Source organism: Wolbachia endosymbiont of Frankliniella intonsa (genome assembly GCF_029856955.1).
Lineage (GTDB): Bacteria > Pseudomonadota > Alphaproteobacteria > Rickettsiales > Anaplasmataceae > Wolbachia.
Genome location: NZ_CP097148.1, coordinates 1,424,476 through 1,448,554 on the forward strand (window position 1 = coordinate 1,424,476; position 24,079 = coordinate 1,448,554).

Annotated in this window: 17 protein-coding genes, 2 tRNA genes, 1 other RNA gene and 10 pseudogenes; 16 read left to right on the forward strand and 14 right to left on the reverse strand. The window is 33.3% G+C overall.

Annotated elements, in window-relative coordinates:
* Positions 1 to 33 precede the first annotated feature (33 nt).
* Positions 34 to 110, forward strand: a tRNA-Met gene (locus tag M3L71_RS08025).
* A 410-nt stretch (positions 111 to 520) separates the two neighbouring features.
* Here M3L71_RS08025 and M3L71_RS08640 read toward each other — a convergent pair.
* Positions 521 to 1,475 (reverse strand): annotated as a pseudogene (locus M3L71_RS08640) (IS5 family transposase).
* 627 nt (positions 1,476 to 2,102) lie between these two features.
* Positions 2,103 to 3,533 carry a metalloprotease TldD gene (gene tldD, locus M3L71_RS08040; protein ID WP_280143605.1) on the reverse strand — a complete coding sequence of 477 codons (1,431 nt, stop codon included), beginning with the start codon at positions 3,531 to 3,533 and terminating at the stop codon, positions 2,103 to 2,105.
* A gap of 62 nt (positions 3,534 to 3,595) precedes the next feature.
* Between tldD and M3L71_RS08045 the strand changes: the two genes are divergently transcribed.
* The 3 genes from M3L71_RS08045 to M3L71_RS08055 all read left to right on the forward strand — a co-directional run bounded on the left by M3L71_RS08045 (position 3,596) and on the right by M3L71_RS08055 (position 5,931).
* Positions 3,596 to 3,680 (forward strand) — tRNA-Leu (locus tag M3L71_RS08045).
* A 66-nt stretch (positions 3,681 to 3,746) separates the two neighbouring features.
* Positions 3,747 to 4,238, forward strand: a complete 492-nt coding sequence (locus tag M3L71_RS08050; RefSeq protein ID WP_280143606.1) for a hypothetical protein — start codon at positions 3,747 to 3,749, stop codon at positions 4,236 to 4,238.
* 709 nt (positions 4,239 to 4,947) lie between these two features.
* Complete coding sequence (locus tag M3L71_RS08055) at positions 4,948 to 5,931, forward strand: J domain-containing protein (RefSeq protein WP_410543498.1); 984 nt, start codon at positions 4,948 to 4,950, stop codon at positions 5,929 to 5,931.
* Here the strand turns inward: M3L71_RS08055 and M3L71_RS08060 are convergent.
* Both M3L71_RS08060 and M3L71_RS08065 read right to left on the reverse strand, forming a co-directional pair.
* Positions 5,899 to 7,187: pseudogene (locus M3L71_RS08060) on the reverse strand (bifunctional folylpolyglutamate synthase/dihydrofolate synthase). The gene M3L71_RS08055 and the pseudogene M3L71_RS08060 sit on opposite strands and share 33 nt — an antisense overlap.
* Positions 7,184 to 7,768, reverse strand: coding sequence for an MlaC/ttg2D family ABC transporter substrate-binding protein (locus M3L71_RS08065; RefSeq protein WP_280143608.1), 585 nt, complete (start codon positions 7,766 to 7,768; stop codon positions 7,184 to 7,186). Before M3L71_RS08065 ends, M3L71_RS08060 begins: the two are co-directional and overlap by 4 nt.
* Positions 7,769 to 7,885: 117 nt before the next feature.
* On the opposite strand from M3L71_RS08065, the gene ssrS reads away from it, so the two are divergent.
* The 3 genes from ssrS to M3L71_RS08080 all read left to right on the forward strand — a co-directional run bounded on the left by ssrS (position 7,886) and on the right by M3L71_RS08080 (position 9,272).
* Positions 7,886 to 8,047, forward strand: a non-coding RNA gene (gene ssrS, locus M3L71_RS08070) — 6S RNA.
* Between the two features lie 17 nt (positions 8,048 to 8,064).
* The gene (locus M3L71_RS08075) at positions 8,065 to 8,526 is read left to right on the forward strand and encodes a type II toxin-antitoxin system RatA family toxin (protein WP_280143609.1); all 462 of its coding nucleotides are present in this window, start codon (positions 8,065 to 8,067) and stop codon (positions 8,524 to 8,526) included.
* Between the two features lie 53 nt (positions 8,527 to 8,579).
* A complete protein-coding gene (locus M3L71_RS08080) occupies positions 8,580 to 9,272 on the forward strand; it encodes a thioredoxin domain-containing protein (protein WP_280143610.1) in 693 nt (230 codons plus the stop codon).
* 28 nt (positions 9,273 to 9,300) lie between these two features.
* Here M3L71_RS08080 and M3L71_RS08085 read toward each other — a convergent pair whose 3' ends face one another.
* Entirely contained in the window at positions 9,301 to 9,579 is a 279-nt protein-coding gene (locus M3L71_RS08085; protein WP_280143611.1) for a DUF2671 domain-containing protein, read from the reverse strand.
* 250 nt (positions 9,580 to 9,829) lie between these two features.
* On the opposite strand from M3L71_RS08085, the gene M3L71_RS08090 reads away from it, so the two are divergent.
* Positions 9,830 to 10,507, forward strand: a complete 678-nt coding sequence (locus tag M3L71_RS08090) for an O-methyltransferase (protein WP_265030743.1) — start codon at positions 9,830 to 9,832, stop codon at positions 10,505 to 10,507.
* On the opposite strand, the pseudogene M3L71_RS08095 reads toward M3L71_RS08090, so the two are convergent.
* Positions 10,479 to 11,131 (reverse strand): annotated as a pseudogene (locus M3L71_RS08095) (glutathione S-transferase family protein). The gene M3L71_RS08090 and the pseudogene M3L71_RS08095 overlap by 29 nt on opposite strands.
* A gap of 323 nt (positions 11,132 to 11,454) precedes the next feature.
* Between M3L71_RS08095 and M3L71_RS08100 the strand changes: the two are divergent.
* The 4 genes and pseudogenes from M3L71_RS08100 to M3L71_RS08115 form a co-directional block, all read left to right on the forward strand.
* Positions 11,455 to 11,709, forward strand: a pseudogene (locus tag M3L71_RS08100) (transposase); the annotation flags it as partial.
* Positions 11,710 to 12,055: 346 nt separating this feature from the next.
* Positions 12,056 to 12,538: a hypothetical protein gene (locus M3L71_RS08105; protein ID WP_280143613.1), complete on the forward strand. Its 483-nt coding sequence runs from the start codon at positions 12,056 to 12,058 to the stop codon at positions 12,536 to 12,538.
* A 29-nt stretch (positions 12,539 to 12,567) separates the two neighbouring features.
* Complete coding sequence (locus M3L71_RS08110) at positions 12,568 to 12,948, forward strand: IS630 transposase-related protein (RefSeq protein WP_280143614.1); 381 nt, start codon at positions 12,568 to 12,570, stop codon at positions 12,946 to 12,948.
* Positions 12,936 to 13,445 (forward strand): IS630 family transposase, encoded by a 510-nt coding sequence (locus M3L71_RS08115; protein ID WP_280144191.1) that lies wholly within the window; start codon positions 12,936 to 12,938, stop codon positions 13,443 to 13,445. Before M3L71_RS08110 ends, M3L71_RS08115 begins: the two co-directional genes overlap by 13 nt.
* 25 nt (positions 13,446 to 13,470) lie before the next feature.
* On the opposite strand, the pseudogene M3L71_RS08120 reads toward M3L71_RS08115, so the two are convergent.
* A pseudogene (locus tag M3L71_RS08120) lies at positions 13,471 to 14,326 on the reverse strand (IS630 family transposase).
* Between the two features lie 47 nt (positions 14,327 to 14,373).
* Positions 14,374 to 14,820 (reverse strand): annotated as a pseudogene (locus M3L71_RS08125) (transposase family protein); the annotation flags it as partial.
* Between the two features lie 89 nt (positions 14,821 to 14,909).
* On the opposite strand from M3L71_RS08125, the gene M3L71_RS08130 reads away from it, so the two are divergent.
* Entirely contained in the window at positions 14,910 to 15,089 is a 180-nt protein-coding gene (locus M3L71_RS08130; RefSeq protein WP_280143615.1) for a hypothetical protein, read from the forward strand.
* A gap of 242 nt (positions 15,090 to 15,331) precedes the next feature.
* On the opposite strand, the gene M3L71_RS08135 is transcribed toward M3L71_RS08130, so the two are convergent.
* The 5 genes and pseudogenes from M3L71_RS08135 to ruvA form a co-directional block, all read right to left on the reverse strand.
* Positions 15,332 to 16,393, reverse strand: coding sequence for a hypothetical protein (locus M3L71_RS08135; RefSeq protein ID WP_280143616.1), 1,062 nt, complete (start codon positions 16,391 to 16,393; stop codon positions 15,332 to 15,334).
* Between the two features lie 26 nt (positions 16,394 to 16,419).
* Entirely contained in the window at positions 16,420 to 16,689 is a 270-nt protein-coding gene (locus M3L71_RS08140; RefSeq protein WP_280143617.1) for a hypothetical protein, read from the reverse strand.
* Positions 16,690 to 16,927: 238 nt separating this feature from the next.
* A pseudogene (locus M3L71_RS08145) lies at positions 16,928 to 18,158 on the reverse strand (hypothetical protein).
* Positions 18,159 to 18,426: 268 nt separating this feature from the next.
* A pseudogene (gene ruvB, locus M3L71_RS08150) lies at positions 18,427 to 19,413 on the reverse strand (Holliday junction branch migration DNA helicase RuvB).
* A complete protein-coding gene (gene ruvA, locus M3L71_RS08155; protein ID WP_280143618.1) occupies positions 19,410 to 19,982 on the reverse strand; it encodes a Holliday junction branch migration protein RuvA in 573 nt (190 codons plus the stop codon). The pseudogene ruvB and the gene ruvA overlap by 4 nt, the downstream one beginning before the upstream one ends.
* 292 nt (positions 19,983 to 20,274) lie before the next feature.
* On the opposite strand from ruvA, the pseudogene M3L71_RS08160 reads away from it, so the two are divergent.
* A pseudogene (locus M3L71_RS08160) lies at positions 20,275 to 20,798 on the forward strand (c-type cytochrome).
* 1 nt (position 20,799) lies between these two features.
* A complete protein-coding gene (locus M3L71_RS08165; RefSeq protein ID WP_280143619.1) occupies positions 20,800 to 21,546 on the forward strand; it encodes an alpha/beta hydrolase in 747 nt (248 codons plus the stop codon).
* A 42-nt stretch (positions 21,547 to 21,588) separates the two neighbouring features.
* Here the strand turns inward: M3L71_RS08165 and M3L71_RS08170 are convergent.
* Positions 21,589 to 23,499 (reverse strand): annotated as a pseudogene (locus M3L71_RS08170) (ATP-dependent helicase).
* 170 nt (positions 23,500 to 23,669) lie between these two features.
* Here M3L71_RS08170 and M3L71_RS08175 point away from each other — a divergent pair.
* Positions 23,670 to 23,891, forward strand: a complete 222-nt coding sequence (locus tag M3L71_RS08175; protein WP_280143620.1) for a hypothetical protein — start codon at positions 23,670 to 23,672, stop codon at positions 23,889 to 23,891.
* Positions 23,892 to 24,079 lie beyond the last annotated feature (188 nt).

Below are 24,079 nucleotides of genomic sequence, written 5' to 3' on the forward strand. Positions count from 1 at the left end.
ATTATTACGCATATAATAATAAATAAGCAACGACGCGGGATGGAGCAGCTCGGTAGCTCGTCAGGCTCATAACCTGAAGGTCGTAGGTTCAAATCCTACTCCCGCAACCATCTTTCAACTGTACAAATATTGTGATTTCGGACGGCTTTGTTGCATCGCTATCTACGGCGGATTAAAGATAAAAAAGATGAAGAATATCAGTAGCTTATTATTCTAGCATTTATAGTAAGGACGGTCAGTGAATGTCTAAATTTGAGTAAAAGAAATTTTACTACCATTCACTAATCTAGCTAAAATTCAAGAATTTCAATGCTTTAGCTATTTTAAGTAGAATTAAATTTACTAATACAAACAATAAATTACTATTCTTAAATTTGATCAGATTGACTGCAAAAAAATAAGATTTTCAATAAGTTGCTTGTATAGTTAGCCTTTCATAGGTAGCGATGCAACAAAGCCAATCGGGAGCCGCAATGGCTTTGTTGCATAGCTCCTGATAGGGCAGGTAGGTACAGTAAATTCATGCAGCTAATTCGAACTTAGCCATACCTATATCAGTGAATTTATTAAGCAAATAGCACTTAATTAGTAGTTCTTTTTCACGATTTATTTCAGATTTATTCTTGAGACTAAACCCAAACGTTTTTTCAACCTATAGAAAAAACATTCAACAAAGGATCTTAGTCCATATTTTGTTTCTTGTGTCCATTTCTTTATACCGTTCTCATAGTTTTCACATAATTTAATCACATTAATGTTGCTATTTCTTTCTAATTGATAATCAATTTTCTCATAGATTTTCGCACCTTTTATTGGTCGAATGATTGGTTTTATATTATGTCCTTTACGCACTTTATACATACTAGCTTTATCATAAGCTGCATCTGCGCGAACAGATGAAATATTATATTTATCTACTGTTCCCTTTAACATATCGCATGATAATCAAGTGTAGTACCATTAGTGCACTTCATATCTATAACTTTTTTATTATTTATACTTAAAATAATATGTAACTTTCTTACTTGATCATATCCATTATATTTTCTTACTTTTGCATTTTCTTTATTACGTTGATGGGTGTTGTTATAGATACAAATACTGGTGCTATCTATAGCTATTTCAATGTTTTCCATACCATTTTTATCAATTCTACAATCATCAATTTTCAAGTTAAGCTTTTTGAATCTTCTAGAAGCTTGAGTATAGCTAATGACTTTGAGGTCTTTTCCCATTTGCTCTATACAACCTTTTACTAAACCAACTGCTTGTCTTAAGCCAATCCTAAAAAAATGGACTACTATATGTATCAAAATTACAACTTTATCACTATAAATGTTATTGCCACCTGCAACTTTTGGACTATTTTCATACCAATTTTCTATGGCTTGATTAACAAAATGAAAAACATTTCCTCTTTTTTGAAGAAATTTGTTATATTCGTAGCAGTTACTGACCTTCATTTTGACTGGCATATTGGTGGTTAAATACCTGTTTTATAATGATTTCTGTCAGTAACTTCGAGTTTTTTTACTTGAGCCATCCAACAAAGCCAGCCGCAATAGTAAAAGTGAAAGAAATCTTCAAAGTAGAACTATCCCCCAAAGCTGCACATGGACATAGAATATCCTTTATCAGGGATGGACGTAAACATTGAAGATCTTCCCCTAGAGCTGGATATAGATATAAAGTCATTTATACCATTCCCTATATTTGAGAAAAACATCACATGCCAAGAACCTTGTCAAAATTATATAATCTATCTCTAGAGCAGGTTATTGAGAATGTCAATCCACATAAAAGAGCCAGGTATTCCTAACACCACTAAACTCACAAATTCATTTGCTAGAGTTTATAAGTTCTTGTTTATAATAATTTTATTATATCGTAAAACCATCTATATCGGCCTATTTAAACAGTATTTTACTTTCCTTAAGGATTTTTTAAAGATCATCTATTGAATTCTATGATATTATTTTTTGTGAGATTGTTATACACGTTATGGCAAGGAAGGCAGAGAGATTTGTTAAGTAGTTTTTGCATCTATATTAGCTACTTGAATAATGGTTACAATATAATTGTACAGCATGAGCTGAGTTCGCTTAGCCCTTATCTACATATTCAGTTCCACCAACAGTTATTGCATCGACCTTGAGTGTTGGCTGACCAACTCCAACAGGCACATTTTGTCCGTCTTTTGAGCACGTACCAACACCAGGATCTAACTTTAGATCATTACCAATCATTGATACTTTTTTTAGTACTGTTGGCCCATCACCAATTAGCGTTGCTCCTTTGACTGGTTGTGTAATTTTACCATTTTTTATTAGGTAAGCTTCCGAAGATGAGAAAACAAATTTTCCTGATGTTATATCAACTTGTCCACCACCAAAATTTACTGCATATAGGCCTCTCTTTACACTGGATATTATTTCTTCTGGTGTATATTTTCCTGGCAACATATAGGTGTTTGTCATGCGTGGCATAGTAACTTCTTTGTAACTTTCTCTTCTACCATTACCAGTTGGATTTACACCCATAAGTTTAGCGTTCATATGATCTTGCATATATCCTTTTAGAATTCCATCTTCTATAAGCACATTATAGCCAGGTAAAGTACCCTCATCGTCTATGCTAATAGAACCACGCAAATTAGGTAGAGTTCCATCATCAATTACAGTAATGTTACTGGCTGCCACTTGTTTACCCATAGAATTTGAAAATGCCGAGATTCCTTTACGGTTAAAATCACCTTCAAGTCCATGACCTACAGCTTCATGCAATAATATTCCTGGCCAACCTGAACCTAAAACAACTGTCATCTCTCCAGCCGGAGCTGGAATTGCCTCAAGATTTACTAGCGCTTGCTCTAACGCTTGGTTTGCAACTTCTTTCCACTTCTTCTCAGAAACAAACTTACTATAAGCGTCTCTTCCACCATGCCCTGCAGAACCTTTCTCCGCTCGGCCATTTTTTTCTACGATGACTAGTACATTAAAACGTACCAAAGGCCTAATATCGCTTAACCTGTGATCATCTTTTATTATTTGTACAACTTGCCATTCTCCACTTAGAGTTATTTTTACCTGCTTCACGCAGTTATTCTTCGACCTTACATACTCATTAACCTCATTAAGTAGTTTAATTTTTGAGTTCAGATCCATTTCATTTATGGGATTAGTCGTTGAGTACAGGCTTTTTGTCTCCTCATTTAAGTTTATTGAATTTGTTTTTCTTAAAGATGCTGAACTTTTTACCATAGAAGCAGCGTTACTAATTTCCTTTTCGCTAATTTCAGAAGAGCAAACAAAAGACGTACTATCCTCACAAAAGGACCTTAACCCAAATCCCCTTCTGATATTCAAATCCATGTGTTTCAATATGTTATCATCAAAAACCAGGGACTCTGATTGGCAAAATTCTAAAAATAATTCACCACCATCACTATCGCTCAAAGCGTTGTTGACTATTTTATATACATTATTAATATTAACATTGTTTTGAGCAAAAAATATTTGATCTAGATTTGGCATTACCTTTGAGCTAAAAATTGTTTAAGTATATTATTTAATTTTAACATAGTAAATCACAAAAAGCCCGGGTGGCGGAATTGGTAGACGCGCTAGCTTCAGGTGCTAGTAACTTTTTAAGTTGTGGAAGTTCAAGTCTTCTCTCGGGCACTCTATATTGATTTTTGAGTCAATTGATGCTATGATATAATGTATTTACTACTAAGTTTATGAGTTATGAAGAAAAAGCTTGTTTACAGAAAGAAAATAAGAACTTATTCAAAACGCTTGGTTACTGCACTATCTATTGCTTCTTTGATGGGGTATACACCAGCATTAGCCCTAAATATTTCTTCCTTAAGCTTGTACTGTACTATTGTCAGCACTATGATAAGTTCACTTTCGCTTGCTTTAAATATATGGTCATTAACTGATCATTTTAGACAGTGTGGCCTTAATAAGCAACTCGATACCTCTTGGCAAGATAAATTAATGAAGATCTGCCTCGACATTACATCTAACGTTTCATTTTTAATAGGAGGAATTACATCTATATTACCTCTTGAATTTCCTATTATCCCCTTTATTTCCGTTGCTTTTTTTATTCTAGGCTGTACCTTTATGGCAACCAATTTCGTTTGTACTATGATTAGTCAGCCGCAAATAGATGAAAGTAATAATCTCAAATCTAGTAGTCATTTGAACGATCAATCCACGATAGCTGTCTAATTATCACATGTTAATAAATTAGCTTATTTAACTTGACAAATTACGCCATCCCCCTTACTATGAAAGTAAGAGTATTTATCCTTGTTTTTAATCTCCGCGGATTTAACAGCAAAATTCAGATATTTATTGGCAAATTACATAAAAATTATAGCGTCTGCATGTCTTTTAAATTTTTTCTACATTCAGCCAAATCGCGCTTGTTAGCACATTATTACAACGCCAATTTACATTATTAAAACTCACTACCGGGAATTCTTTTGCCTTTTTTTTTGCTTGGTATAAATTTCTTAATATTTTTGATTAGTTAGGAGTCCTATAGAGATGTCATCCCAGTGCTTCTTATTACCTGGTCAGTCTTCTGGATCCCAGTGTCAAGCACTGGGATGACATCACAGAGAGGGTGCTGGGATTACACAAAAAGGGCTACTTAAGTGACAAGATAGATAGAACTGGCATGAATTGGATTTGAGTAACTCAAATGACCAATGAAAACTGTAACCCTAAACATTGAAGCACTATTATGCGCTAAATGATAATTTTCATACACTTGTCATGGTAATCGTGAAAGAAATAATTCATACAATAAGCATGAATGGAATAATTGACATGATTTGGAAATTTATATATTATAAAGTATTAATAGTTAATTAATTTATAGGGTGTGGATGGAAAAATTTTAAATGAAAATGAGTATCAAACTTTTAAGCAGTTGTTTTTAATATTTAATATTCAAAAGCAGGATGTGGTAAATTCTGATATTGAGAATATTAAGAAAAAGTTTAAAAAACAACATCGTGAATTATCGTTAAAATATCACCCAGATAAAAATCCAGATAATAAAGAATCAGAGGAGCAATTTAAGGTTATTGCACAAAATAAACCATTTTTTGAAGAATTTGCAATAGAGCAGTTGGAGAAGGGCTTAAACAAAAGGAATAATTTAACGAAAGGATTACGTGGTAAGTTATGGAACCATAGTTATGAAGAATTAGAAAAATATCTAGATGATAAGAGTAGAAGTAGGGTATTTAATAAGAAGCGGTCTATAATTGCTTATTCAAAATATTCTTCTTATTCAAATCTCTTAGGAAGTCTTTTAGTATTCTTCACATCCATTGCATTTTTTATAAGCAATGGTGTTACCTATAATGTCCCCTTAGCAGTAGGTTTCTTTGCTCCTTTGTTAACAGGATTTGTTTTGAGTTCAGCTATTTCGATCGTTTATACTAGAAATGGAAAAGAGTTTAATAATCAGACTAATATTTTATTATTGTTTAACTTTGACCAAGAATGCAAAGATTTTTCAGAAAGCGATAGAACTAAATTAAAGTGGCTAAAGAATTCACTTATTTTGAGCAAAATAATCTGTGCATCTTTAATGTTTTCCGGTGTGGGATTAGATTTAGTTGCCAGCGGCTTTGGTATAACTAACTCTATGATGTTATCCGGATTATTACTTTCATTACCATTCACGCTTTTAATTGTTACTTCACCTGTTTTAAATGCTGTAAGTGAGTATACTCTCAAAAAGACATTCATAAATTCAATTGAGAAGCAATTTAAAGGTGATGATCAGTTTATAGAAGTCGATAACGAAAAGCCAAGCAGTACTATGAGCAATCAAAGTTATTTCCCCATCGGTCAGTTAATATCATCAAAGTTAGCTATTCTCCATAGCGAAGTCTCTAGCTAGGAACAATGAGCCACAGATTAGTATGGTTTTGACGTTTTGAATAGAGGCTTTCAATATGTAATTTGATATCGCATCGCCGATTGATTCACATTCAATAGCATTTATTCCTACATTATTAGCTCCTTCTCTGATTAGATCTGTACTTGTTGCTTTAGGCTCAGATTTAACACAAACGGCGCATAGTAGTTTGATATATGGCTTTAAGTGCTCTAAGAACTCTGCCACGTTTCTGTTACGAGTAACGCCAAAGATCATATAGACACCTTCAGTAAAATTGTCTTTTATCCACTTAGCTAACACTCTGGCACCATCATTGTTGTGTGCACCATCTAGAAATAATTGCCAATCTTTTGGTAATAAAGAAATTAAATTACCTTTTTTTATAGACTCTAGCCGCGCAGGCCAATAAGTGCCCTGTAAACCTGAAGCAATGTCCTCTTTTCCAATATCAAAGCCATATTTTCCACTTAAAATGCTACATGCTGCAATTGCGTTTCCTGCATTGATTATTTGATGATCTCCTTTTAAAGATGGCAAAGAAAATTCTATTGATTGAATAGTCGATTGAAAGACCATCCTGTTATTCTGTTTTTCGCAATTCCATTCAATTCCTCCTCTATACAGAGGAGATTTCTTATTTATTGCATGATGTTCTAATGTGTTCGTTATAGATTTTTCTTGTGGTGCTATTATGCAAGGAACATTAGGTTTCATTATTCCAGCCTTTTCACCTGCTATAATTTCTACAGTAGGACCAAGATATTCTGTATGGTCAAAGGCAATTGAAGTGATGATCGTTAGAATTGGATTATCTATAACATTTGTTGCATCAAGCCTTCCACCCAGACCCACTTCAACTAAAGTAATATCAGCTTTATGACGAGAAAAAGCTAAGAAGGCTGCAGTCGTTGCGGCTTCAAATAGAGTGATGGGTTGTTCTGCGACTGCTATACGGCATTCTTCTAGTGAGTTATGTAATTCACTATCATCGATATCATTGCCTGCAATAACTATTCTTTCATTAAAATTCACTAAATGTGGAGAAGTGTAGGTATGAACTTTATACCCTGCTGCTTGCATTATATATCTTATAAATGATAGTGTTGATCCTTTGCCATTAGTGCCAGCTATGTGAATTATTGGCGGTATTTTTTCTCAGGATTACCCAATTCATTTAGAAAACTTTTTATGCGATCAAGAGAAAAATCCTTTGGTCTACTGCCAAGCGGCTTAGGCCAATGAGGCATGTATATCATAGATTATTGTTACATTTTAATTCATCTATTACACTTGCCATGCCGTGCGTGTCGATTTTTTCACTAAATTGAGAACGTTGATTAATAGCAATACTTATCCCACTCATTACAACATCGTTTATTAAGAAAGAATTGTCACTTTTAGTCACTTTAAAGTCAATGTTTGTAAATTCCTCATCACCATAAGAAAATCTTGTTCCTATCAGACAAGTTTCATCGTCAACTGCTTTTGTACTCATTATGATCATTTCACTATTATTTATGTATTTATACAAAATTTTAGCGCACAAGCGCGCGAGATATACTTCATATTCTTTTAGAAACTCTTCTTTTTCTTTGTGAGTAGATAAATTCCAATATTTCCCTATGACAAATCGAGATATTCCTTTGAGGTCAACATTATTCTGAATAATTTTCAGAAGTTCTTCTTGTACATGTTCTAGATTTTTTCTATTCCCTTTCATAGACGTGTTGTCTACTTGCTGCTTCATGGCAAGCACAAAAGTTTTGTGCCCTATACAATTCGCGTAAGCACTTGAGGAGATTATAATAAAAATGGTTAAGAACTTAATAAGATTCATAAGATATATTTATTAGCTATGATACTTAAAATGCAAAATTTAACAAAGGCAAAATAATGATCGCTAGTTTTAATATATCTATAGACATACTCTATATAAATAATCTATAATTAATTTAGGGGTCTGTGCTATGCGTTATGAGTTAAGTTAAATTTCCCGAGCGATAATTTCTGATCAAGGGAATTGCCTCTGTTAATTTCATTGAAATTAGTACGTGATGCCCACCTTAACTTTAGGTCTCAGGAATCTACTAAGACTGACGGTAGATATGGATCCCTTTTCCATTATTTAGGTTTATGTTACACCAATATAAAGAACAAGGTGTTTTTTTCTGTTCATCTCATGAGATATTTCAAGTTGTAATTGACGTTGAGAAGTATCCTGATTTTGTTCCTTGGTGCAAAGCTGTTTATATAAAAGAAAAAACTGATAGCCAAATGATTGTGGACCTCCTTGCAGCTTTTCATGGCATTAAAGGAAGTTACACATCAGAAGTGACCTTCCTTTCTCCAAGTGGAACAAATGAAGGTTGGATAAAAGCTGTGTCGTCAAATGGAATATTTAAACATTTATACAACGAATGGAAATTCACTCCTATGAACGAAAGTAGAACTATGGTAGAGTTCTATATAGAGTTTGAATTTAAATCCAACTTGTTTTCCACTTTATTAAACTCAGTGTATAAATACACACAAAGCAGAATAATTGCTGCATTTAAAGACAGAGTAGAAAGCCTTGCTAAACAAAAGTTATCTTGACATCATTTATATAAATGCATAAATTCTTTAATAAGTTAAGTGTTTCCATTGTAATGATTTTTAGATTATTGTTCTTACTTATTTTTATAAGTGTTAGTTCTTATGCAGCTATTGAACAAAACTTACCCAACACTCAAAAAACTGATGAAATAACATCAAAAGAACTACTGTCGCTATTGCCTGATGATAAATTATTAGGAGATCGAAAAGCACCAATTTTAATGATAGAATACGCCTCGCTCACTTGTTATCACTGTTCTCTTTTTCATAAGAAAGTTTTTCCTAAAATCAAAGAGAAGTACATAGATACAGGTAAGATGTTATACATATTCCGTCATTTTCCTCTAGATTACAGAGGATTAAAAGCTGCAATGCTAAGTTATTGCTATGAAAAAGAAGAAGACTATTTTAATTTTAACAAAGCTGTGTTTAATGCAATAGACTCGTGGAACTACTCTAATTTTAGTGATTTAACTATACTACAAAAAATTGCTGCACTAAGCAATTTGAAGCAAGATGTATTTAACCAATGCATTAATGATAAAAAGATGATGGACAAAATTATAAATGATAAATCACTTGCAATTAATAAACTTGATATCACAGCTACTCCTGTATTCATCATCAAGCTTAACGATGACAAATCATACGTAGAGAATGGTAAAATCAAACATGAAGGATATAGAGAGCTGGAATACTTCACTAATGTAATAGATGAGGTATATGGAAAAGCTATAGTGAAGTAATAACACTGTAGCTTACCATATAAAAACCCTATGCTGAATCATTATTTTTTGATACTGTTTGTTGCTTTTTACGCTCAAACTCTCTTTTTTTACTGTGCCAAGCATAATAATACATAGCAATTTTATTCTCTATTAATACTATCGTCCCGTCATAAAATTGGACCATATCCATAACTTTTTTCTGAGCTTCGTTAAAGCGTTCTTTGTACTTCTCGCGATAAGCTGGATTGTGCAGTAATTTCACTCCTTCATTATTATTAGATTTCTTTCTTAACGTTTCAACTTCGTTAGCAATGTTATAAGACATGTAACCCCCTCTAATTGATTATAAAAATTACATTTTAAGAGAGATGTAAATAAACGATCCCTTAATTCTAGTATAACAATTGGTTATTATACTAGTTAACCATAGTAAAATATATAATAATCTTTGTCACTTAAAATTTTACTTTATGAAATAACAACTTAAAATAAAAAATTTTATTATTCTTAACTCTATTGTTATATTTATAAATCTTATATAGATTAAACCTCCTTAGTTTATATTATAAAACTTAATGCGTCATAACTTTAGCAGAAAATCGTTGTACATAAGAAGCTTATTTGCAAAAGAGTATAAAAAAATAGAAGAACATTGTACTCTTGATAAGAAACAACGTATTCAAATCACTCCTGAAGAAGGAAAATTATTAAATTTATTTATCAAAATCCATAAAGTTAAAAGCATAGTTGAAATTGGCACGTTATATGGTTATTCGTCAATTTGTATGGTAAAAGCTTTACCGAAAGATGGTCATATATATACAATAGAAAACAATCCTCAACACTCAAGAATAGCAAAAAAAAATTTTAGTGTTTTTAATCTAAGTGATAAAATTACTCTAATAGAAGGTGATGCACTGGAAAAAATTAATGAATTATCAGCAAAGGCACCATTTGACATGATATTCATCGATGCTGACAAAAGTAGTTATCCTAAGTATTTAGATTGGGCAGAGTCATACATTAAACAAGATGGGCTAATCGTTGCAGATAACACTCTATTATTTGATACAGTATTTTTAGAATCTCCTCCAAAAGAAGTATCAGAAAAGTCATGGCATGCTATGAGAGAGTTTAACGATAGATTGTCAGATGAAAAAAAATATTTCTCCATATTGATTCCTACTGACGAAGGAATGACTGTAGCTTTAAAACTCACGCAAGTTAAAAATCAAGGTCAGCGTAATGTCTAGGGGGAGTTAAGCCAAAAACTCTCTCTAATAATATTTCGCGAAAACAAGGCCTTGATTTAACAATGGAGTACCATTCTTTTAAAATCTTACTTTTTCCCATGGGAAACTATTTACGTAGTCTATTATAGAAATATGTGATGCTAAAGTAATATCGGCTAAAGTGAACTTATCGGTTGCAAGCCAAACGTTCTTGTTAATTAAGTGTTCGATGTATTCCATATGGCAAGGCAGGTTATTCTGAGCTGCATGAAGAAATCTAGAGTCAGGGCTGCGGTTAGTAATTACTTTTTCATTCATAATATACTTAGTAACTTCATTGTAAAATTTGCTATCGAACCAATTGATTAAAGCGCGTATTTTAGACTTAATAATAGTGGATGAACCAAGTAATTTGACGTCGCTATTGTAAGTCTCTTCTATATATTCACAAATGGCATTACTATCCGCTATTACAAAGTTATTATCTATTAATACTGGTACTTGTCCGATTGGATTGATCTCCATGAATTCATTCCGCTTTTCCCATGGATTTTCATATACCAAATCACAACTCAGCTTTTTTTCCTTGAGAAGAGCTCTAACTTTTCGTGAAAACGGACAAAGAGGAAAATGATATAAAATCATAATATTCCTCTTTTGTTATTCCAATACCCATATGTTGTCATTCCAGTACGTGACATTGGAATCCATCTTATTTCATTATGGACATTACTTTTAACATATACTCCTAGAATCTATTGTCCATTATATAATTTCCAAATATTTTTATACTTTAATCCCAGTACAACTGTAGGAACATTGTAGTCTGAGAGCAATCCCCACCAGAAGGGTGTCATTTCAGTCTGGGATGGCTTTGTTGCATCGCTCAAGTGAAAAGAACTGGCAGTTACTGACAAAATTCATTATAAATAGCCATTTAACTGTTGAAGAAAAAATATGCCACAAAAATGAGAGTCAGTAACTGCCATGAATATAACAAATTTCTCCAAGAAAGAGGAAGCATTTTTTGTTATATCAATGACGCCATAGAAAATTGGTATGAAAATAGTCCAAAAATGCAGGGCGGCAACTATATTTATAGTGATAAAGTTGTGATTTTAGTTCATATAATCGTCAGTTTCTTTAGAATTGGTTTAAGACAAACAGTAGGGTTTGTAAAAGGATATCTGCAACAAATAGGAAGAGATTTGCAGCTATTCACAAGCATCAAATAGTGATGATTGTTTTTATACAGAGTTTTTCCTTTTAACTCTTACCAAAAGAAATTGTCTGAAGGTAATAAATTTTGGTGCCAATGAGGAAAGAGGTGGTTTCTAATCTAAAGTTTTTGCTAGCTAATGAAATTGCGCGATTTGCAACAGATCTTATTAAAGAGCAAAAAAAAGAAGACAAAAAAAATCGGAACTAGGTTGTAAGGATCTATCAAATGATATAGAGGAGGAGATAGAAAATCATTTAGATTATATAATTGATGAAGTCTTTGATAAGGGATCTTATCTATATGGTGCGGAGTGTGTTGATAGAAATTTGCAACGTTCTTTTGTAGATTTGCTCTCATCGAGGATAAAAGGTTATGAAAATGGTCCTAAAAAAACTAAGGATTTTTTAGAAGAGAAAGGAAATTATGTATATCTAAAGAAAAGCATTTTTGATAATCCTAAGCTCATTAAAGACATAGCAAAGCATGAATTATCCTTTCATTGTCGTGATTTGGAAGTTTCAAGTACCGAGGATGAAATGAATGACACTCTGAAGTTCGCAGTTGTTGATTTAATTTGTAAGGCACTACCGCACCTACCAATTGATTCTATGTGGCATACTTCCCATAAAGAAAATGAAGATGAGTATTCAATTTTGGCTCCTGTTATTGATTATGATAATTACATAGAGTTTTTAAATGAAAAAGAAGTTGATCATATTAATAATAAGGTGTTTGGTGGTTCACCTAAGAATTCAGTTATAGGTAAATCACATAATGGAAACTCAAGCAAATTCCTTAGGCCAGACTATAGTATTTCCCAAAGCAAATGATAAAGGTATAATAAAGTATTTGAGTTATAATGGCATATAGTGTGGATTTAAGGGAAAAGGCAGTATTGATGATAGAAAAAGGGAAGACAAAGGTTGAGATAGCAGAGCTCATGGAGATAGGAATAGCAACTCTGTACCGCTGGTTAAAAAAGAAAGCTGCTGGTGAAAGCTTAAAGCCATCTAAAAACGGTAGCTTTATTCGAAAAATAGACCCAAAAATACTCGAAGAATATGTTACAAAGAATCCAGATCATACTCTGGCAGAGATGAAACAAAATCTTGGATTTGGAATAAATTCAATTTGGTATAGACTAAAACAGCTAAAAATTACTTTAAAAAAAAAGTCACACTATATCAAGAGCGCAATCAAGAAGATAGGCAGCAATTTATTGATAAAATCTCAAAAATAGAACATTCCAGCATCTTATATATAGATGAAGCAGGAGTTGATAATAAGTTATACCGAGAATATGGACGTGCTCCAAGAGGAAAGAAAATTTATGCAGATATTCCAGGGAGAACTCGAGAGAGAATCAGTATAGTAGCCGGGTGGATTGGAATGAGATTTATTGCACCAATGACTTTCAAAGGTGGGTGTGAAAAAGAGGTATTCAATATATTGTTGGAGAAGATGTTATTACCTAAATTGCCACTTGGCACAACCATAGTTATGGATAATGCTACATTTCATAAGACCACTAAAACAAAATCATTAATAGAGTCTTTTGGCTTTCATGTGCTGTATCTTCCAACATATTCACCAGATTTGAATCCCATAGAACACTGTTGGCATACCATCAAAAGCCGCCTCAGACCTCTAATGTATAAATGTACAGACTTACAACTTTTGGTTGGTAATACCATAATGGAAATTTATCCATTCATTTTAGAAAATACTATAGTATAGCTCTTTTCATAATAGTCCGGAAAGTTCATAGAAAAGCAGAATCAACAGCATGACGAAAAGATGTGAATAGAGGGATGTTTTTCCTAGCTCTATTTTTATAGCAAACCAATGATGCTCAATTTTATTGAAATCTGGGGAATACGTAGGAAGATACAAAATTTCAGCACCAACTTCTTTAGCAAGTTCAGTAATCTTATTAGACTTATGAAAAGTAGCATTATCAAGGATAACAGTTTGTCCAGGTTCCAAAATAGGTGTCAAAAACTGCTCAAACCATTTATTAAAGATATCCATATTACAATGGCCCTCAAATGTTAACGGAACAACTATTTTTCTACTATTTAGAGCTGCAATCATGCTAATTCGTTGAGTTTTCTTTCCAGATTTTAGGGCATAAAATCGCTGTCCTTTCTGAGAATATCCATAGGGATAGTCTTCGGTATTATCAATACCAGATTCATCTATATATACTAAGTTTTGAGGTTCTTTCGTTGCTATAATTTTCAAAAATTCAGCACGTTTTTCTTCATTCCTTTCTTTGTATCCATATGTCTTTTTTGCGTGTGAGTCCAATTTTTTAAGAGCTAGATGAATCGTTGGGATACTAACATTACTCCAAAGCTTAGCCATTTCCGATAGAGTTTTTCCACCATGTTTTTGGCAAATTCAGTAAATTTATTCCAGTCGGTAATTTTATGATTATAACCTCCATTTCCAAGTTTTTTCGACTGAAAATCTCCTGTTTCTTTTTTTCTTTGCTGCCACTCCCATAATGTAGTTCTTCCAATTTTAAATCTTTCTGCTACCGTTTCTCTGCTTTCCCCTTCGTCTAGTACCTCCATTGCTTTTTTTCTTAAATCATAACTATATGCTGCTGGCATACTTACCTTCACTACTATAAACTCTTATTTTAAACCGTTTGGACCATTATGAAAAGAGCTATAATTTTACGATATCCATAACGGCAATCAGAAGCCAAATATACTTCTTGAATCAAATTTGCTACTTCACTTTCGTTATTAATTATAGGCCTATAATATAGGCTAGATCTGCAAATCCCCAATAAATCAGCATGTTTCCTAATTGACAGATCAGAATCTTTTTCTATAAACCTTACTCTATCTTTTTTGCTTATTTCAGTAATTTTTTTTTCAAATAGCTATTTTCCACTGTCAATTCTCCTATTACTTTATGTAAACTTTCTATTTCTTGCGCTAAGATTCTTTGTTTTCTCGCACTTTCACTTTCTTCAACAAATAGGTCTTTTAACCTTGCCAATACTCTATCACGCCAATCATATAGATTTGTTGATGGTATTTTATATTCACTACATATCTCAGCTGTGCTTTTTGATTTTTATTGCTTCCAAAGCTATCTTTGCTTTTAACTCTGGTTCATATTTTTGTTTCCATTCTTTTACCCCTTTACCTTCCTACTCGGATCAACCATTTTTTGGTCTAGTTTATGGGGTGCATTATACGCTTTACAGGATGCCGGTCAGGCATTGATTCACACTGTTGTTCTAAAGAACACTGTTTAATTGTTGTTTTGGGCTTATTAAAAGAAGATCGTGCTGAAGAAACGCAAATGCCACTATCCTTAGCCGAATTATCATCTTTAATCCTTTGTGCATCTTCATCATAGTAATTGAGGCCAAGGAATTTGCTTGAGTTTCCATTATGTGATTTACCTATAACTGAATTCTTAGGTGAACCACCAAAACCACTATCTGCACTTGGTCCATCTGTCCCTACTTTTTCTTCAGAAGGGCAAGAGTTTGTGGTTTCATAGCTGGTACACGCGCAGGATGAATGTACAGTTTATAATCCTTATTGATTACAGAGGTTTTCATGATCTTATCCATCACACAGTAAGCAATGTCTGGCTTAAAAGTCTATTGCATATATTCGTCCGTCACCATATGTTGGCAGACCTCTTTGTGCAATATCATCTTTTACATCACGCAATACTTTTGTACCACCAAACACCTTATTATTAATATGATCAACTTCTTTTTCATTTAAAAACTCTATGTAATTATCATAATCAATAGCAGGAGCCAAAATTGAATACTCATCTTCACTTTCTTTATGGGAAGTATGCCACATAGAATGAATTGGTAGGTGCGTTAGTGCCTTACGAATTAAATCAACAACTGCTAACTTCAGAGCGTCATTCATTTCATCCTCGGTATTTCGAGTATCAAAACAACGGCATGTCAGAGATACTATATGCTTTACTATGTCTTTAACAAGCTTAGGATTATCAAAAATGCTTTTCTTTAGATATACATAATTTCCTTTCTCTTCTAAAAAATCCTTAGTTTTTTTAGGACCATTTTCATAACCTTTTATCCTCGATGAGAGCAAATCTACAAAAGAACGTTGCAAATTTCTATCAACACACTCCGCACCATATAGATAAGATCCCTTATCAAAGACTGCATCAATTATATTATCATCTACATGTTCTTCTATCTCCTTCTCTATCTCCTTCTCTATATCATCTGATAGATCCTCACAACCTAGTTCCGATTTTTTGTCTTCTTTTTTTTGATATATAATATTAGAGGTTGCAAATCGCGCAATTTCATTAGCTAGCAAATACTTTAGATTAGAAATCACCTCTTTCCTAATTGGCACCAAAAATTTATTATCTTCAGGCCATTTCCCTTGATCATAGCTAAAAGGAAAAAATTTTTTATAAAAAATATCATCAATAATAGTGTCATGCGGACAAAATCTTTCTATTACTTTTTCTTTCACACTTTTCAAGTACTTCTTGCCCTGATTAGTAGTCATATCTTCATGAAACAAGATAACAATATGATCTTCTTTGTAAGAAAAAGTACCGTCTACAGTACAATTAGTAAAAGCTTTATCATTAAAATTAAGAATACTATTAAATGCTTTTACTAATTCTCGATTTATTTCACTTTTATTAGACATAACGCCACCCCCTTAAACTAATATAATTATTTACTGCTACCCTGACCACTTTTACTACTACTGGATTGATTTTGCTTCATTCGTTCTTCTTGACGCTTAATCATATCGCTGAAGTTATCTATCCTACTTAGATCTAAATCTTTTTTATAAATCCTTGTTCTCCCTGAATCAGGTACTTTTTTATTTGGATCATTATTACCATGCATACCTGAATCAGGTACTTTTTTATTTGGATCATTATTACCATGCATACCTGAATCAGGTACTTTTTTATTTGGATCATTATTACCATGCATATTAGCCTCCGAATTAAATTATTATGTAATCAGTATATTAAGAATCAATTATTAGCACAAGCAGTTTTTTTACATAAATTTTATTCACCATTTTTATACTCCTGGATTCCAGACTGGGATGACATCAGAGGGCTACTTGAATGACAAAAGAGGCTACTTGTCCGCCATGTCATTCCAGCACTTGAAACTGGAATCCAGATAAAAAACCAGTCTGGAATGACAAAAAGAGAGAGAACCTTTACACACCTCTCTCTTTGACTGAAGAAGCATGGTTTTCAACTCTCACATCATCAGTTAATCCTCCTGGCAATTCCACAGCAGCATTAGACTTTTGCTGATCACCAAGCTTTCTCTCGCAGGAAGATCTATTTAGCTTTCCTTTCTTTGTTCTCTTTGTATCACGATCTCGTTGTCTTGTAACTCTCCTGTGTTCCTTTCTCTCTGGAGCAGGTGGACAGACAGCTAATTTTGGTTTTTCATTTTTCTCTTCTTTTGCTTCTTTCTTTTCTTTATTCATTTTTCCAGTTTTTGTACTTCACTATTTTTGTGACTTATAACAGGTTTAGGTAGAGTGTCTACTAATTTTTCTACAGGCTTTGGTAAAATAGCACGTTCTTGCTTATTCAGAGTGATTGGCATTGGAACTTGAGATGAAAAATTAAAGAGGTGAACTGGCGCGACTTCATTCACTTTTGTTTCTATTTGTTGACGAACTTCTTTTGATTCTGTTTTTTCTGCTTTTTGTCTCTTTTTTCCTCAGTTACATCTTGCTCTACTACTGCTGCTAAATCAACTGCAAAAATTTCTGCAAACATTGCAATGACTGAGCCCACGAGAAAAGTTTGAAGCTTAAATTTTAAATTTTGCAACGCTTGCAAACGTTCGAGTATTGCTATTTCCTCTTCCGGAGATAACCCACCACTGAGTAATTTCTCCTGCAATTCTTTTATCTCTTTGTCTAGCCTTTTATCCCAACTTAAGTCTAAATCTTTTTTGAAGATCTTTTTGATTAACTCCTTAAGCTTATCACGCAAAAACTTAATTATCGAAAGAAGCAGATTTTTCTCTTTCTTCTCCTTGAGCATTTTGTAGACTTTCGGATCTACATTTACTTCAAAAAGATTAAAGAGGGATTCAAAGAAATTTGCGAATACCCCTTGATTATTATCAGTAAAGTAATCCTCATTATCTTGTATCTGTAGCTCTACTTGAGATAATGTTTCATCAATGCAACTCGCAGCCTGACGCTCAAGCTCTATTCTCTTGAGCTCAGCTTTCCTAGCAAGCTCCTCCATTAATCCTTTTAATTCATTGAGCTTCTGCTCTGCAGAGAGATCTTGCTCCCTGATTCGACTAATGAAGATTGAGCTACCGTCCTCTTCGTTGTTATTGATTAAAAAATTTTTCATTGCTTTTTCTCCATTAATTGAATTACTGTTTCTATAATTGTTTAGAAAGCTTTTTACCATTTTATCTTAAGTCTATAAAAGACAATAACTCAATCCTACAATATGAAGTATTTAATAAGTATTAATCTTAAAAAATATCAGTAACTTATTGATATTTTTACATTTATACTATATATAGTCTAGCATATATTACGTAATTTTTCAAGAACATATTCACTATAACAGAAGACTTTCTTATTTGCCTCTAAAACACCTGCAAATCATATAATAAGAGAATATTATAATGTTTAGTGTAATACTATACAATGTTATAAAATATAGTATAATACTAGCATACCACTGAATTAATGCTGAGATATTCCCTTGCTTGATCAGTTAAAACACGTCCTCTTGGTGTGCGCTTTACGAAACTGACCTTGATTAAATAAGGTTCTACTGTTTCTTCAATATTGCCAACATCTTCAGATAGTGCAATAGATATGGTGTCAATTCCAACAGGTCCTGAGGTGTTAAACAAAAATCTCAGATAATCCATATCTAATTTATTTAGTCCCATTTTATCTATACCCAATTTTGATAGTGCAGAACCGGCAATTTCACAGGTAATTTTTATCATCTTTTACTTCAACAAAATCTCTTATTCTTCTGAGTAATCTCAAAGCAATTCTTGGAGTACCACGGGCGCGGCAGGCAATTTCTTGCACAGCATCCTTTTCGATTTCAGCACAAAGAACTCTTGCACCTCTTTTTATAATATCAACCAGTTCCTCAAAAGAATAAAACTCAAGATGCAGGGAATACCAAAACGATCCCTCAGCGGTGCAGAAAGCAGTCCAAGCCGTGTTGTTGCCCCAATCAGTGTAAATGGTGGTAAATCTATTCTTAAAGTTCTGGTAGATGGGCCCTCACCTACTAGTATATCTAGGCAAAAATCTTCCATAGCAGTATATAAAACTTCCTCAATGCTACGATTTAATCTATGGATCTCATCGATAAATAGAACATCTTTTGCATTTAAAGTAGTGAGCACTGCAGCTAAGTCCCCAGCTTTACTAAGCAATGGACCAGAAGTTGCACGAAAGCTAACCCTTAATTCCTTAGAGACAATTTGTGCTAAAGTTGTTTTACCAAGCCCTGGAGGACCATAGAGCAATACGTGATCCAAAGCTTCAGCTCTCGTCTTTGCAGCATTTATAAACACTTTTAAATTTTGTATTAAGTCTTTTTGCCCGACAAAATCATCAAGTTGCTCAGGCCTGATATTTAAATTACGTACATCTTCAGAGTATTCCTTACTACATGATATTGACTTCATATTGTTTTAAGCGCCATACGAATAATATCTTTAGTGTCCAAGTTTGGTGATTCATCTTCTATTTTTTTTATTGTATCATAAGCTTTTGTTCTTTCATATCCAAGATTGATCAAAGCTGAAAGAGCATCTTCACTAATTGAGTGAAAATGATTGTTATTTGTCTCTAATTTACTTACTTTGCCATTCAGCTCAGTAATAATTCGATTTATGAGTTTCAGGCCAAGTCCACTCACCTTAAGTGCTAGTTTATTCTCATTTATAACTGCCAAAAACAGTTGCTCTGGAGTTAATTTGCTCAAAATTGACATTGCGGTTTTATAGCTGACACCGCTCACTTTAACTAATAAACGCAGACACTTCTGTTCTTCTTTACTTATAAAGCCATATAGCTGAGTAACGTTTTCTCTGCTATTTGCATAAGTGTCGATAAGTAATTTTACTCTACTTCCAATCGAACAAGCACTTAAAGTTTTGGCTGAAAGATATACTATGTAGCCAACATCATTCACATTCAGGATTATGTGATCGCTACACACCTCATCAACTATTCCTCTTAGATTTCCTATCATTTCTAGTACTTTATAAAATTCAGTTTAAATGCTACTTAATCTTAGGTCAAGCAAACGAACATTATAGAAGTGGTTCCAGTTTCAATCATTTTAGACAGGTTTGCAGGAAATCTATTTGAATATATTATTCCGGACCAGTATGTGAATGGACCACGGAGTTACTTCAGCAGCAGAATTGCGGTCTATTAACTAAGTAATAGAAATTTCTATCTTTGGTAGAATAAAGGTAATTGTTTGCTGTTTGCGAAAATATTTGCATAATTTAAGTAACATTACTTGATAAGAATTAACTATGGAGCTTAATAAGATTGCAGCATCGATTTTACTTTCTGGATTAATAATTATGATAGTTAGTAATGTAGTTGATATGTTCTATAACCCAGAGGATTATAAAATTGAACACCAAACAATAGTAGCAGCCAGCAATGAGCCTCAGCAAAAGATTGAACAAGTGGCACTTGATATTGGGGAGCTCATGCAAAATGCTAGCTTTGAAAAGGGAAGTCAGCAGCAAAAAAATGTATAGCTTGTCATAGTTTTGAGAAAGGTGGAATGAATAAAGTAGGGCCAAACTTATGGAACGTGTTTGGAAATAAAAAGGCCCATCTTAGCAGCTCATTCAATTACTCAAAAGCACTACTTGAAAAAGGTGGGAAATGGGAGTATGAGGAATTATTTGCTTTTTTAAAAAATCCAAAAGCCTACATAAAAGGTACACGTATGGCATTTGCAGGCATTTCCAATCCACAAGAGATTGCAGATCTAGTCAGCTATTTGCGTTCGATGAGCGATAGTCCGGTTGCCTTGCCAAAGTAGTATGAATTATTGTAAATTACTCGATGGAAATATAGCATATCGAAAGCTACAAGGAAAAAAAGCTTCTATAGTTTTCTTTGGTGGGTTTGCATCCAATATGGATGGAACTAAAGCAACTGCCGTTTACAAATTTTGCCAAGAAAATGATATAGCACTTGTGCTCTTTGATTATTTTGGCCATGGTAATTCAAGCGGTGATTTTGCTGATTATACAATAAGTGATTGGCAAAAAAATTGTGCTAAAGTGATAAGTGAATTAACTAGCAATAAACAAATAATTATAGGTTCAAGTATGGGAGGATGGCTGATGCTGCTCACTGCTCTTCAATTTCCAGAAAAAATTGCAGCATTAATCGGCATATCGTCTGCTCCTGATTTTATTGAAGATTTGATATTCAAGCAATTGTCAGGCAAGCAAAAAGAAGAACTAGGTTCTAAAGGTGTAATAGATTTTACTTCGGAGCATTGTGCATACAAAATAACTAAAAATCTGATCGAAGACGGTAGAAAGAACCTTCTTTTAAACAGAGAAGCAATAGATATAAACTGTCCTGTGCGCTTATTGCATAGCATTAATGATAAAGATGTTCCTTATCAAACTTCATTGAATTTAGCTGAAAAAATTAAGTCAACAGACGTTGAAGTACACTTAATAAAATCAGCAGAACACAACATGTCTGATAATCATTCACTGAAAATTTTATTTAAGACCATCAGAGAATTTTTGCCAGGAGAAATATATAATTGAAGTAATTCAGATGTGTTTGTCGTAAGAGCTGCAGTTATAGCTTCAACAGTAGGCACTATTCTTGATCACCTCAACATTTTCTCTTGGCAATTCTTTAATAAATCGAGAAGTGCGCATTGGTTGCCACTGATTATTAATTTCCCTCCTATCTGCACATGAAATGATCAACCTTTCTTTTGCTCTAGTTATGCCAACATATGCAAGTCTTCTCTCTTCTTCTAAAGCTTTACCACTTTTATCTTCAAAAGATCTTTGATGAGGAAATAATCCTTCTTCCCAACCAGGTAAAAACACACACGGAAATTCAAGTCCTTTAGCTGCATGAAGAGTCATAACATATACAGTGTCATCGCTATTCATATTATCCACTTCCATCACCAGGCTAATGTGCTCTAAGAAGGTTATAGCGTTGTCAAAATTCTTCAAAGATGAAATGAGCTCTTTAACATTTTCTATTCGCGCTAAACCCGTCACTCCTTCATTCTCAAGCATTTCCATATATCCTGATTGATTTGCTACGATTTTAACGAATTCATGCAGTGGTTTTACGCTTACTATTTCTTCCCAAGCTTTAATTTTATTTAAAAAATCATTTAGTGAGAGTTTAATTCTCTCAGTCACTTGATTACCATCAACTAATATTTTTGCTGCTTTAAAAAAAGAAGTGCTGTTGTCCTGAGCAGTTGTGTATATCTTCTTTAGAGTTGTAGTTCCTATGCTTCTTTTTGGACGATTTACGATCCTTTCAAAAGCGAGATCATCATTATTATTTGTAACAAGCCTCAAATATGCAATTATATCCCTTACTTCTTGACGTTCGTAGAATTTTACGCCACTTATAATCTTATAGGAATTGAATATTTTATAAAATACTCTTCGAGCACTCTGGTTTGAAAAGTCGCTCTTACGAGCACTGCAATGTCACTAAATCTGTATTTATTGAGCTTTAATATCTGTTCGCTTATGAACCTTGCTTCAGCTTTCCCGTCCCATAATTTTATTAGATTTACCTTTTCCCCTTCAATGTTTGTTGTCCACAACTTTTTCTAAGCGAGTCTTATTGTGGTTGATAACATATGATGCAGTTGCAAGTATGTGGGATGTTGACCTGTAGTTACACTCCAGTTTAACGGTTTTTGCATTTTTAAAATCATCGGAAAATTTCAAAATATTTTCAACTTCTGCACCACGCCAACTGTATATCGATTGATCGTCATCTCCTACACAACAAATATTTGAGTGCTCTTTTGCAAGGTATTTTAGCCAAAGATATTGTATTGCATTTGTATCTTGATATTCATCTACCATAATATATTTAAACTTGTTTTGGTAGTAGAACAGAACCTCGGTCTTTTGATTAAAAAGTTGTATGTTATATAACAATAAGTCACCAAAATCAACAGAGTTAAGGAATTTTAACCTTTCCTGATACTGGTAATAGACTTTAAGTGCAGTTACGTAAACTGGCCTAAATGATTGAACGTCTTCCACTTCAGACGGCAATAAACACTTCTCTTTCCACTGCTGGATGATATTCATAATGGTCTTACATTTTTCTGATAGGTAATCAGGGCTGATTTCATTCATGATGTTTTTTATTACCTGTAATTGGTCATCCACACCAATAATTGTAAAATTGGAATTTAGCCCCACGACTTCAGCATGATGACGTAGAATTTTTGCTGCAATTGCATGGAAAGTGCCAAGCCATGGTATGTTTGTGCCCGTGAGTTCAAGCACTCTTGATATCATTTCATTTGCTGCTTTGTTCGTGAATGTAACTGCTAATATTTCATCAGAATAAGCGTGACCGTTTCTAATTATGTGCGCTATTCTTGAAGTAATCGTTCTTGTTTTTCCCGTTCCCGCCCCTGCCAGTATCAAAATTGGCCCATTTAAGTTACTTACAGCTAATTGTTGCTCTGGATTTAACAGTGAGAGATAATCTTTCATTGTAGCCCTATAAATTATAGCTGCAGTAAGTTAATCTTACTACTTGCGCTCTGTAAAGTTTTTGTTGCTTGCTTCCAGTTTATTTCAAACAGTAGGTGCCTGGATTGATAAATGTTAAAATTTTAGGTAATATTGAAATACATACTAATAATATTAAATAGGCAATAAATATGTTTGCTAATTCAAATGATCAAGAACAATTGCAACAAAGAAAAGTGCGTTTTGCAGACCACAATGAGCTATCAGAGGATAAATCTGAATATGACTGGTATGGCTGGATCGATCACTTGATATCTCTGGAGTCTCACAAGGCTATAGAGGAGTTAAAAAAAGAGATCAGTGAGTTAGAAAAAGAACTCGAAGAATTAGAGGATAAAAATAAAAGAGGTTAAAAGTGATACGGACACAGACCTCAAATTTATCAAATACCTAACTAAGCATTTTAATAATCCTGAAGAGATTATAAAGGAGTTAAAATCGTATGTTGATGAGGATAAATCTAGAGCGTCAAATAGGATGAAAAAGTCATATTGTATTGATCAGATATTTTTCTGAAAAGGTGCAAATAAAAATGACTGAA

What these genes read in the sequence shown, in the direction of transcription:
- M3L71_RS08090 (WP_265030743.1), top strand. Translation starts at nt 9,830, where the DNA reads ATGCGTCATAACTTTAGCAGAAAATCGTTGTACATAAGAAGCTTATTT.
- M3L71_RS08140 (WP_280143617.1), bottom strand. Translation starts at nt 16,689, where the DNA reads ATGCATGGTAATAATGATCCAAATAAAAAAGTACCTGATTCAGGTATG.
- M3L71_RS08085 (WP_280143611.1), bottom strand. Translation starts at nt 9,579, where the DNA reads ATGTCTTATAACATTGCTAACGAAGTTGAAACGTTAAGAAAGAAATCT.
- M3L71_RS08075 (WP_280143609.1), top strand. Translation starts at nt 8,065, where the DNA reads ATGTTACACCAATATAAAGAACAAGGTGTTTTTTTCTGTTCATCTCAT.
- M3L71_RS08130 (WP_280143615.1), top strand. Translation starts at nt 14,910, where the DNA reads ATGGGGTGCATTATACGCTTTACAGGATGCCGGTCAGGCATTGATTCA.
- tldD (WP_280143605.1), bottom strand. Translation starts at nt 3,533, where the DNA reads ATGCCAAATCTAGATCAAATATTTTTTGCTCAAAACAATGTTAATATT.
- M3L71_RS08050 (WP_280143606.1), top strand. Translation starts at nt 3,747, where the DNA reads ATGAAGAAAAAGCTTGTTTACAGAAAGAAAATAAGAACTTATTCAAAA.
- M3L71_RS08110 (WP_280143614.1), top strand. Translation starts at nt 12,568, where the DNA reads ATGGCATATAGTGTGGATTTAAGGGAAAAGGCAGTATTGATGATAGAA.
- M3L71_RS08065 (WP_280143608.1), bottom strand. Translation starts at nt 7,768, where the DNA reads ATGAATCTTATTAAGTTCTTAACCATTTTTATTATAATCTCCTCAAGT.
- M3L71_RS08165 (WP_280143619.1), top strand. Translation starts at nt 20,800, where the DNA reads ATGAATTATTGTAAATTACTCGATGGAAATATAGCATATCGAAAGCTA.
- M3L71_RS08080 (WP_280143610.1), top strand. Translation starts at nt 8,580, where the DNA reads ATGATTTTTAGATTATTGTTCTTACTTATTTTTATAAGTGTTAGTTCT.
- M3L71_RS08135 (WP_280143616.1), bottom strand. Translation starts at nt 16,393, where the DNA reads ATGTCTAATAAAAGTGAAATAAATCGAGAATTAGTAAAAGCATTTAAT.
- ruvA (WP_280143618.1), bottom strand. Translation starts at nt 19,982, where the DNA reads ATGATAGGAAATCTAAGAGGAATAGTTGATGAGGTGTGTAGCGATCAC.
- M3L71_RS08175 (WP_280143620.1), top strand. Translation starts at nt 23,670, where the DNA reads ATGTTTGCTAATTCAAATGATCAAGAACAATTGCAACAAAGAAAAGTG.